Below are 9,000 nucleotides of genomic sequence, written 5' to 3'. Positions count from 1 at the left end.
CTACTTCGCGGAGGTCTTCTTGGTGACGAATTCGTCGATCGCGGTGAGCGAGACGAAGACGTTCACGAGGATGTCCTCCGGGGAGATCTCGACGGAGAACTCGGACTCCAGGAACTTCATCATCCTGACGTAGCCGAACGAGTCGATGACCCCCGCCTTGAACAGGTCGGTGTCCGGGGTGATCACGTCGTCGAACTCGAAGAGGAAACGGTCTTCCAGGTACAGCCTGATCGTGTCCGTCGTGGTTGCCATGTGTCACACTCCAGCCCTGATTTTGAACACCATGTGGGTGAGGGCCAGGCCCCCGATTTCGGTGAATTCCGGCTCGGCGTCGCCGTCGAGCAGCCCGCGGACGCTGTCGGTCCAGCGCACCGGGGCGACCAGCTGCTCCGTGAGCATGTGCGTCACCTGTCCCGGCTCGTACGGCCGGCCCGTGACGTTGGAGATGACGGGGGTGTCGGGATCGGCGAACTCGAACTCCGTCAGGAACTCGGCGAACCGCACCCTGGCCGGCTCCATGTACCGGGAGTGGAAGGGCGCGCTCACCTTGAGCCGTACGAAGCGGATCTCCCGCTTCTCCAGGCAGGCGTGCGCCGCGTCCAGGACCGGCGGGGTGCCCGCGATGACCACCTGTGAGCCGGTGTTGAGGCCCGCGATGTCGACGCCGTCCGCGCCGTCCTCCGCGAGGATCTCCAGCAGTCGCTCGGGCGGTGTGTTCATGACGGCGGTCATGCCGCCCCCGGAGGCCGCCGCCATCAGCTCGCCGCGCTTGGCGACCAGCCGCAGCCCCGTCTCGAAGGTGAAGACGCCGGCCGCGAGCAGCGCGTTGTACTCGCCCAGGCTGTGCCCGAGGTAGACGTCCGCCGCCCGGTCCCCGCGGTGGACCCGCTCGAAGGTCCGCAGCGCGTTGACGACGAACAGCGCCGGCTGGGTGTACTCCGTGCGGCCCAGCAGGCCGTCCGGGTCCTCCGTGCACAAGGAGACCAGGTCGTACCCCAGCACGTCCGAGGCGTACTGGACCAGCCCTGGGTACCGTTCGAAGACCTCTGCCCCCATTCCCTTTTCCTGACTTCCCTGACCAGCGAAGATGACTGCCAGCACGACACTCCTTCAACCCACGACGACCTGCCGACCTGCACTGACCTGCCGACCCGTACTGACCTGCCGACCCGTACTGACCTGCTGACCTGCACCGACCTGCGCCGGACGCGCCCCGACCGCGACCGCGACCGCGACCGCGGATCTGAGCACGTCCAGGAACGCCCTGCCGCGGCTGCTCATGGCCAGGTCGGGCATCATGGCCGCGCCCAGGGTCGCGGGCGGCAGGTCTCCGACCAGTTCGACCTCGCGAACCCTTCCCCCGTCCAACGTCGTTGCGGTCCGGGCCTGTTGATACATCAAGGCGAACCCGGCGCCGGCGGCCACCAGGCCGCGCAGCGTCTCGATGCTCGTCGTCGTCACCACCCGCGGCATGCGGACGCCCGCGCGGGAGAACATCCGCTCGGCGTGGCGGAGCACGCTCGGGGCGTTCAGGGCGACCAGCGGTCGACCGGCCAACTCGTCCAGGGAGAGCGGCCCGACCAGGCCCAACGGGTCGTCATCCGCCAGCAGGGCGTGCACCGGCAGGTCGACCAGCGGGTGGAACCTGGACTCCCCCGCCAGGAAGTCGTACGTCACCGCCAGTTCGCACCGGCCGTCCCGGAGGAACTCCAACAGCCGGTCGGCGGACGCCTCGTGGAAGTTCAGCTTCAGCGCCCCGTGCCGCTCCCCGGCCAAACGGTGGACCAGCGGCAGCAGGAACGGGGCGATCGGGAAGAAGAACCCGACGTCGAGCTGGCCGGCGGTGTCGCCCGCCAGGGCGTCGCCCTGCGCCTTGAGGCTCCTGGCCTGCCCCAGCAGCGCGCGCGCCTCCCGCAGCAGGTGGCGACCGCTCGGCGTCAGGGAGACCCCACGGGCGTGGTGACGGAGCAGCAGCTGAACACCGAGCTGGCGTTCCAGCCGCATGATGGCCGACGAGACCGTCGACTGCGAGGCGCACAGCTTCTCCGCCGCCTCCGAGATGTTGCCGATCTCGGCGGAGACGACGAAGTAGCGCAATTGAGTGAGACTGAATCCCAAGCGATCGGTCATAGCGCGCGGAATCCTTTTCCCGGAATCTGGCCATGCGGATTTTCGGGGTCGGCGGTGCGACCGCCGGAGAAATTCTGAATTCGGTGACGAACCACGGGCGGTCAGCCCGCGGCGGATCCGTGAAAGGCGCGCCGGGGCGCGGTGACCGACCTCGGCACACAGGGTGACGACGGCCTGTGGCGACCACGGCGGGCCGCCCGTGCGGAGCCGGTCACGCCGACGCGTTCCGCTTCGGGCCGTTCGAAGTGTTCGAGCAGTACGGCGAGTTCATACCCGCCGCAGCGTCAACTCGACTTTCTCGGCGCGCCGCCGGGCGATGCGGGCCCGGCAAGCTGCCGGTCCGATCTGCTTGACGCCGACGCGCGCAAATGGCTGGACACCAAGCTATTCCGGTCCAGTACTATCTGCCGGAGGTAGCCCGATCCCGGAATCGTTCCAGGGAACGGGATGACGGGGACATGTGCGATGACCATGGTGACACTTTCCTCAGCTCCGGTCACAGACGAGAAGCTATCGGGCGGGATGTCGCGGTCCAGGCTCATATGACATGAGCAGATCAACTACACAGAGCGCAAAAAAGCGGACAAGTCTCCGATGAGCGTGCCCAGGTCGCCCAGCTGGAAGCGGGCCACGTGTCATACGGTAACTGAAAGGTTACCGGTTAACAAGTTGGAGCATGTGCACGAATGGATGAAACGCAGGCGGTATGGCAGCTGTGGGTACAGAGCCGTCCTGACCTCGACCTTTCGTCGATGGAGATCATCGGCGGCCTCCGACACGCCCACGCGATGCTGGAGTTCCTCCTTGAACCGGTGTTCGAATCGGCAGCCGTCAGCTCATCGGAGTTCGACGTGCTCTACCACCTCCGCCACTCGACCGAGCCGACGATCGCACGCCGCCTCGCCGCCTCGATGGGGCGGTCGCCGGCCGCGCTGAGCAAGGCGCTGGCCAAGCTGGAACGACGCGCCCTCGTGGTCCGGACGGTCAACCCCGCGGACCGGCGCGCGGCACTGGTCTTCATCACCGACGCGGGCGCGGCCGCCGTCGACGACGTCATGCCCAAGCGCCTGGCCATCGAGCAGCAGGTCCTCGGGGCACTCAGCGACAAACAGAGCGCGCAGGTCCGGATCGCCCTGCGATGTCTCGCCGAAGCCGTCGAGGCCCAGGCCCTGCGCGGTCGGCCCACCGACCCGGAGGCCCCCGTCACCACCCCGGCCTGGACTCCGCCGCGTTCACCGTCACGCGAGTCCCCGTCCCGCCCCCCGCGGGCGCCCCGGCGGCAGCTCGCCAACGCCAAGCATCCCCGGAGCGGCTACCCGACGGAGCTTTGAGCGGCGCAGCGCCGGCGACCCAACTCAGCCGACAACACTTGAACTTCGGGCCCGGCGGCGATCGCGATCCTCGACGCCGAAGCGGCGCCCGGCGGCCGCCGGCTCATGCAGAACAGCCCACCAGCAGAGCTGGCGGGCTGTCGGACAGGATCGCTGTCGTGCAGGACCGAGGCTAGCGCGGCTTCTTGAAGCCCAGCGTCGTCGCGTCCTTCAGGGTGTAGATGGTGCCGTCCGTGTCCTTGGTGAAGGAGCCGACCTTGGCGGCCGCCGGCGGCGTGTAGCGCTTGGGCAGCTGCTGGTTCTTGATCACGGTGCTCTCCAATGCATCGAGGTCGAAGCCTGGCATGGCGTCACACCATTGAGCCGGTTCCCGCCCGGAGCGTCCACTGGGATAACCCGACTTCGGTCATTACGCGCCGACTTGGCATCCACACGGACGCATCGCAGACGAAATGTTGTTCGGCGGGGTCGGGTGGACATCGGTCACGACCGGGAGAAGTCCGAGCAGGAGTGATCGAAACCAGGTGAGACGCCCCCGAACTCTCCATATCATCACGGTGGATGTGACCTGATCATACCGCCACCGACATGGCGTGATCCGAAAGGATCCGGCGCCGACCGGTTGTGCGCTCCTCCCTCGTCCTCCACGGTTCTGGGGTGAAGCACGGCGCCGGGAGCGGTGCGTGGTGCGGCGTGGTCGAAACACCGGCGGTGCGGATGCCGCCGTGATTCCTGGGGGTGGAGCAGGTGCAGTCACTCAACGACCACCTTGTGGTCTTTCCGGATTCCCCGGGCGGTGCCCGGGCCCACCGTCAGATCGGCAGCGAAGCACTTCAGCTGGTGGCCCACGCCTCCGGGCGGCCCTGGCTGGCCGGCTCGTGGGCACCCGAGGACCTGGTGGTGTCGGCGGCGGGCCCGGTACGCGTGGCGGTGTTCGGCCCCAGCCCGGTCACGCCGGACCGGCTCGGGTCGCTGGTCTCCTCCGTGCGCGTCCTGCCCGACCTGGACGCGCTGGCCCGCGGCCTGCCCGGCAACACCCATGTGGTGGCCTCGATCCACGGACAGGTGCGGTTCCAGGGCACCGTCACCGGGACCCGCTGCGTCTTCACCGCCCGCCTCGGCGACGTCCCGATCGCCGCCGACCGGGCCGACGTGCTGGCCGTCGTGACCGGTGCGGAGCCGGATGAGGACCTGATCGCCACGAGCGTCACCTACGGGATGCTCTTCGCCCCGCTGAGCGAGCGCAGTTGGTGGCGCGGCGTGCACCAGGTGGCTGCGGACTCCTGCCTCGTGCTGCCCGCCGACGGCGCCGCCCGATCGGTGCGCTGGTGGCAACCGCCGGAGCCGCACCTCCCCCTGTCGCAGGGGGCGGCCGGGGTGCGCGAGCGGCTACGGGAGGCGGTGGCCCAGCGGCAACCGCAGCAGGGCAGGCTCTCGGCCGACCTGTCGGGCGGCATGGATTCCACCTCGCTCTGCTTCCTCGCCGCCGAGCACAGCCCCGACCTGCTGACCTTCTGCTGGACCGGCGGCAGCGCGATCAACGACGATCCGCTGTACGCCGGCCGGGCCGCACGCCTGCTGGCCCGCGCCGAACACCTGACCGTGCCGGACACCGACGCCCCACCGGTGTTCTCCCCCCCGTACTGGGCGGTCGACACGGAGGCCCCGCGGGCCGCCACCCGGGGGATGAACGCGATCCGGTTCGGGATCCGGCACCTGGTCGAACACGGCGCCACCCGGCACCTGGCCGGGCACGGGGCGGACGAGCTGTTCACCGGAGGCGCCGCCTACCTGCACACGCTCTTCCGCCGCCACCCGATCACCGCCTGGCGGCAGTTGCGCGCCCACCGGGCGCTGCACTGCTGGCCGCTGCTGCCCAGCCTGGCCGGACTGCTGCACGGCGGCGACCTCGGCACGTGGTGGCGGCAGTGCGCCGACGACCTCGCCCGCACCACACCCCTGCCCCGGACTCCCTCCCTCGGCTGGGGCGAGCGGATCCCGGCGACGCCCTGGGCCACCCGGGACGCGATCCGGACCACCAGGACGGTCTTCCGCGCCGTGGCGGAGCAGGTCGCGCCGCTGGCACCGGACCGGGGACAGCACGAGGCCCTGACCGCCCTGCGCAGCGCGGGCCCCGTACTCCGGCTGCTCTGCCGCGAGTACACCGCCGAGGGGCTCCCCCTCGAACTGCCCTACCTGGACGACCGGGTGGTCGAGGCGGTGCTGGAGATCCTCCCCCACGAGCGCTACGACCCCTGGCGCTACAAGCCGGTACTGGCCGCCGCCATGGACGGCCTGGTACCCGAGGTGATCCTGAACCGGACCACCAAGGGCGACTGCGAGGAGCCCGTCGACCGCGCCCTGCGAGAGCACGTACCCGACCTGCTGGACCTGTTCGCGGACTCGCTGCTGGCCCGCCGCGGCCTGATCGACGTCGACCGGATGCGGACCACGCTGATCACCCCGCCGCGCACCGGGGACGTCTGGTCCGCCCAACTGGAGGCGACGATCGGCGCCGAACTGTGGCTGCGCGAGATCGCAGCCCGCCCCACCGTCCCGGCGGCCCTCGCCGGACCCGCCCCCGGCCGCGTCGGCCGGCCGCGCCGCACACCCGAGTCCGAGGAGACGCCGTGACCAGCCCGCCCTGCGCGCTCCAGCCCCGCACCCGGCTGCCCCTGCACCGGCGCCTGCTGCCCCTGACGGCCGTGGCCGTGGCCCGGCCACTGGCCAAACTGCCGCCCCGGCACCTGCGCGCCGTCCTCGGGGCGCTGAGCACCGGAGCCCGTGCGGGCACCGCGGCCCAGGCGTCCGCGGCCCGCACCGCGGTCGTCGCGGTCAGCCTGCGCTGCGCCGTCCACAACTGCCTGCAACGCTCCATCGCCACCGCCGTGCTCTGCCGGTTCAAGGGCGTGTGGCCCACCTGGCAGGCCGGTGTGCGGACGACGCCGTTCGCCGCGCACGCCTGGGTCGAGGCCGAGGGCCGGGTGATCGACGAACCGTACCCCGACGGCTACTTCCGGCCCCTGGTCACCGTCGCCCCCAAGCAGCCCGCGCGTACGGCCTGAACCCCGACCCGACACCACGACCCCGCCCGGAGGGCCCCATGACGCTCCGCCTGACCGCCCACACGGTGTCCACCGACACGGACGACGGCGCCGTGCTGCTGAACCAGCGCACCGGGCACTACTGGCAGCTCAACCAGACCGGCGCCTACGCGCTGCAACGCCTCCTGGACGGCTCCACCCTGGACCACGTGGCCGAGGAGTTCTCGGCCCACTTCGGCATCGAACCGGCCCAGGCCCAGCAGGACCTCACGGCGATGACCGGACAACTCCGGTCGTCCGGGCTGGTCGAGGCCGGCTGACCCCCGGGCGACGGGGACGAGACGGAGCCGCACACACGATGCTTCGACAGCTGTGGACCCTGACCCGGGGGCAGCGGCGCCCCCTGGGCGTCGCCCTGCTCCTCACCCTGATCGCAGCCATCGTGGGCGTCGCGCAGCCCCTGGCCGCCAAGGGAGTGGTCGACGCGCTCACCGCGCACCGGCCCCTCCTCCGCCCCGTCACCGTCCTCGTCGTGCTGCTGCTGGCCCAGGCGTCGATCGGTGCCGTCGCCGTCTTCCTGCTGGAGCGCACGGGCGAGCGGTTCGTCCTGGGCATGCGCACCCGGCTGAGCTCGCACCTGCTGCGGGTCCGGCTGCACGCCTTCGACCGCCTGCGCGTCGGCGACCTCATGGCACGCGCCTCGACGGACGTGGTCGTCCTGCGCGAGGCGCTGACGCACGTCTCCGTCCAGATCGCCACCAACCTGTGCGTCGCGCTGGGGAGCGTCGTCGCCATGTTCGTGCTCGATCCCGTCCTGATGCTGCTCGTCCTCGGCGTGCTCCTCGGGTGCGGCATCGTGATCGACCGGCTGTCGGCGGAGGTCGGCCGCTCGTCGACGGAGTTGCAGACCGCCGTCGGCGCGATCTCGGCCGGACTGGAACGAGCCCTCTCGGCCCTACGGACCGTCCGGGCCAACCGCGCCGAACAACGGGAGATCGACCACCTCGACACGCTGGCCCACCGCGCCTACGACGCCGCGCTGCGCGGAGCCCGGCTCACCGCCGTGATCGCCCCCACCGCCCAACTGGCCATCAACGCCGCCTTCGTGCTGGTCCTGCTGGTCGGTGCGGCCCGCATCGACCAAGGGGCCCTCTCGCTCGGCGCCCTCGTGGCGATGCTGCTGTACGCCACCCAGCTCACCGGGCCCGTCACCGAACTGATGGCGGGCATCGCCTCGGTGAACAGGGCCAAGGGCTCCGACGAACGCATCCAGGAGGTCTACGCGCTCCCCACCGAGGACGGCACCGGCGCGACGACGGCCGGCCGCATCGCCTCCGGACCGCAACCGGACCAGGGCCCGCCATCGGCGCCTTCGCTGGAGATCCGGGATCTGCGGTTCGGTTACAGCCCCGACACACCGGTCCTGCGGGGGTTGTCGCTCACCGTTCCCGCGCACGCGCTCGTGGCCCTGGTCGGCCCGTCCGGGGCCGGAAAGTCGACCGCCTTCGCCCTGATCAACCGCTTCTACGAGCCGTGGAGCGGCAGCATCCGCATCGACGGGCGGCCCGCCACGGACCTCGGCCTCGGGGAATGGCGCTCACACCTCGGCTGGGTCGAACAGGACTGCCCGATCCTGCACGGCACCCTGCGGGACAACCTCTGCTACGCCGCCCCGGACGTCACCGACGACCGGCTCTGGGAGGTCCTCGACCTCGTCAACCTCACCGGGAAGGTGCACGGCCTGACGGCGGGCCTCGACACCGAGGTCGGGGAACGCGGGGTGCGCCTGTCCAGCGGCGAACGCCAGCGGATCGCCATCGCCCGCGCGGTGCTGGCCCGCCCCCGCCTGCTGCTGATGGACGAACCGACCGCCCACCTCGACCCCGCCAACGAAGCCGCCCTGACGGTCAACCTGCACAGCCTCCGCAAGGAGTGCGCCCTACTCGTGATCGCCCACCGGATGTCCACCATCGAAGCGGCGGACACCGTCGTCATGCTCTCCGACGGCACGGCCGCCGCCACCGGCACGTACGCCGAGCTCCTCCGCACCGACCCGGGATTCCAGCAGCTCTGCGGACACCGGCGGACCACGGAGCGCGGCTCCGCCACACCGCCGGTCAGCCGGCCCGGCGCGCCAGCCGCTGGGCTCCGGCGATCCAGCGGCCGCGGCGCATGACGGCGACCAGGTCGTAGCCCTCGGAGTCGAGCACGACCAGGTCGGCCTGCTTGCCGGCCTCCAGCGAGCCGATCGAGTCGGCGAGGCCCAGCAGGCGGGCCGGGGTGGCGGACAGCGACTCGACGGCCTGGTTCAGCGTCAGGCCGTTGACGGTGAGCGAACGCTTGAAGGCGACGTCCAGGGTGAGCGTGGAACCCGCGATGGAGCTGCCGTCCGGGAGCATCGCGACGCCGTCCTTGACCTCGACCTGGAGCGGGCCGAGCGGGTAGAGGCCGTCGCCCATGCCGGCCGCGCCCATGGCGTCGGTGATCAGGGCGAC

At 71.0% G+C, this 9,000-nt stretch carries 10 protein-coding genes; 5 read left to right on the top strand and 5 right to left on the bottom strand.

Annotated features, from left to right (window positions below; genetic code table 11):
* From ACFVX9_RS36880 to ACFVX9_RS36870, 3 genes are read right to left on the bottom strand one after another with little or no spacing between them, the layout of a single operon-like run.
* Entirely contained in the window at positions 1-252 is a 252-nt protein-coding gene (locus tag ACFVX9_RS36880; RefSeq protein WP_063345952.1) for a phosphopantetheine-binding protein, read from the bottom strand.
* Between the two features lie 3 nt (positions 253-255).
* A complete protein-coding gene (gene fabD, locus ACFVX9_RS36875; RefSeq protein ID WP_380379072.1) occupies positions 256-1,101 on the bottom strand; it encodes an ACP S-malonyltransferase in 846 nt (281 codons plus the stop codon).
* A gap of 9 nt (positions 1,102-1,110) precedes the next feature.
* Positions 1,111-2,130, bottom strand: coding sequence for a LysR family transcriptional regulator (locus ACFVX9_RS36870; protein ID WP_387986282.1), 1,020 nt, complete (start codon positions 2,128-2,130; stop codon positions 1,111-1,113).
* A 752-nt stretch (positions 2,131-2,882) separates the two neighbouring features.
* Between ACFVX9_RS36870 and ACFVX9_RS36865 the strand changes: the two genes are divergently transcribed.
* Positions 2,883-3,461: a MarR family winged helix-turn-helix transcriptional regulator gene (locus tag ACFVX9_RS36865; RefSeq protein ID WP_380379068.1), complete on the top strand. Its 579-nt coding sequence runs from the start codon at positions 2,883-2,885 to the stop codon at positions 3,459-3,461.
* A gap of 172 nt (positions 3,462-3,633) precedes the next feature.
* Here the strand turns inward: ACFVX9_RS36865 and ACFVX9_RS36860 are convergent, their stop codons facing one another.
* Entirely contained in the window at positions 3,634-3,807 is a 174-nt protein-coding gene (locus ACFVX9_RS36860) for a hypothetical protein (RefSeq protein WP_380486165.1), read from the bottom strand.
* A gap of 401 nt (positions 3,808-4,208) precedes the next feature.
* Between ACFVX9_RS36860 and ACFVX9_RS36855 the strand changes: the two genes are divergently transcribed.
* The 4 genes from ACFVX9_RS36855 to ACFVX9_RS36840 are packed head-to-tail and all read left to right on the top strand — an operon-like array spanning position 4,209 to position 8,681.
* Positions 4,209-6,095, top strand: coding sequence for an asparagine synthase-related protein (locus tag ACFVX9_RS36855; protein ID WP_387986277.1), 1,887 nt, complete (start codon positions 4,209-4,211; stop codon positions 6,093-6,095).
* Positions 6,092-6,526 (top strand): lasso peptide biosynthesis B2 protein, encoded by a 435-nt coding sequence (locus ACFVX9_RS36850; protein WP_371515516.1) that lies wholly within the window; start codon positions 6,092-6,094, stop codon positions 6,524-6,526. The genes ACFVX9_RS36855 and ACFVX9_RS36850 overlap by 4 nt, the downstream gene beginning before the upstream one ends.
* A 38-nt stretch (positions 6,527-6,564) precedes the next feature.
* Positions 6,565-6,825: a lasso peptide biosynthesis PqqD family chaperone gene (locus ACFVX9_RS36845; RefSeq protein WP_387986274.1), complete on the top strand. Its 261-nt coding sequence runs from the start codon at positions 6,565-6,567 to the stop codon at positions 6,823-6,825.
* A 38-nt stretch (positions 6,826-6,863) separates the two neighbouring features.
* Entirely contained in the window at positions 6,864-8,681 is a 1,818-nt protein-coding gene (locus ACFVX9_RS36840) for an ABC transporter ATP-binding protein (RefSeq protein ID WP_387986271.1), read from the top strand.
* On the opposite strand, the gene ACFVX9_RS36835 is transcribed toward ACFVX9_RS36840, so the two are convergent.
* Positions 8,623-9,000 (bottom strand): amidohydrolase family protein (locus ACFVX9_RS36835; protein WP_387986268.1); only part of this gene is annotated, 378 nt, incomplete at its 5' end. The two genes, ACFVX9_RS36840 and ACFVX9_RS36835, sit on opposite strands and share 59 nt — an antisense overlap.

Origin of the sequence: Kitasatospora sp. NPDC058243 (assembly GCF_042882025.1) — a bacterium.
Lineage (GTDB): Bacteria > Actinomycetota > Actinomycetes > Streptomycetales > Streptomycetaceae > Kitasatospora.
Note: the sequence above shows the minus strand (reverse complement) of the source record. Positions and strands in the feature narration are given on the sequence as shown.

Excerpts from the sequence above, each read along its gene's own strand:
- ACFVX9_RS36865 (WP_380379068.1), top strand. The coding sequence starts at position 2,883 with ATGGAGATCATCGGCGGCCTCCGACACGCCCACGCGATGCTGGAGTTC.
- ACFVX9_RS36870 (WP_387986282.1), bottom strand. The coding sequence starts at position 2,130 with ATGACCGATCGCTTGGGATTCAGTCTCACTCAATTGCGCTACTTCGTC.
- ACFVX9_RS36845 (WP_387986274.1), top strand. The coding sequence starts at position 6,565 with ATGACGCTCCGCCTGACCGCCCACACGGTGTCCACCGACACGGACGAC.
- ACFVX9_RS36840 (WP_387986271.1), top strand. The coding sequence starts at position 6,864 with ATGCTTCGACAGCTGTGGACCCTGACCCGGGGGCAGCGGCGCCCCCTG.
- ACFVX9_RS36860 (WP_380486165.1), bottom strand. The coding sequence starts at position 3,807 with ATGCCAGGCTTCGACCTCGATGCATTGGAGAGCACCGTGATCAAGAAC.
- ACFVX9_RS36880 (WP_063345952.1), bottom strand. The coding sequence starts at position 252 with ATGGCAACCACGACGGACACGATCAGGCTGTACCTGGAAGACCGTTTC.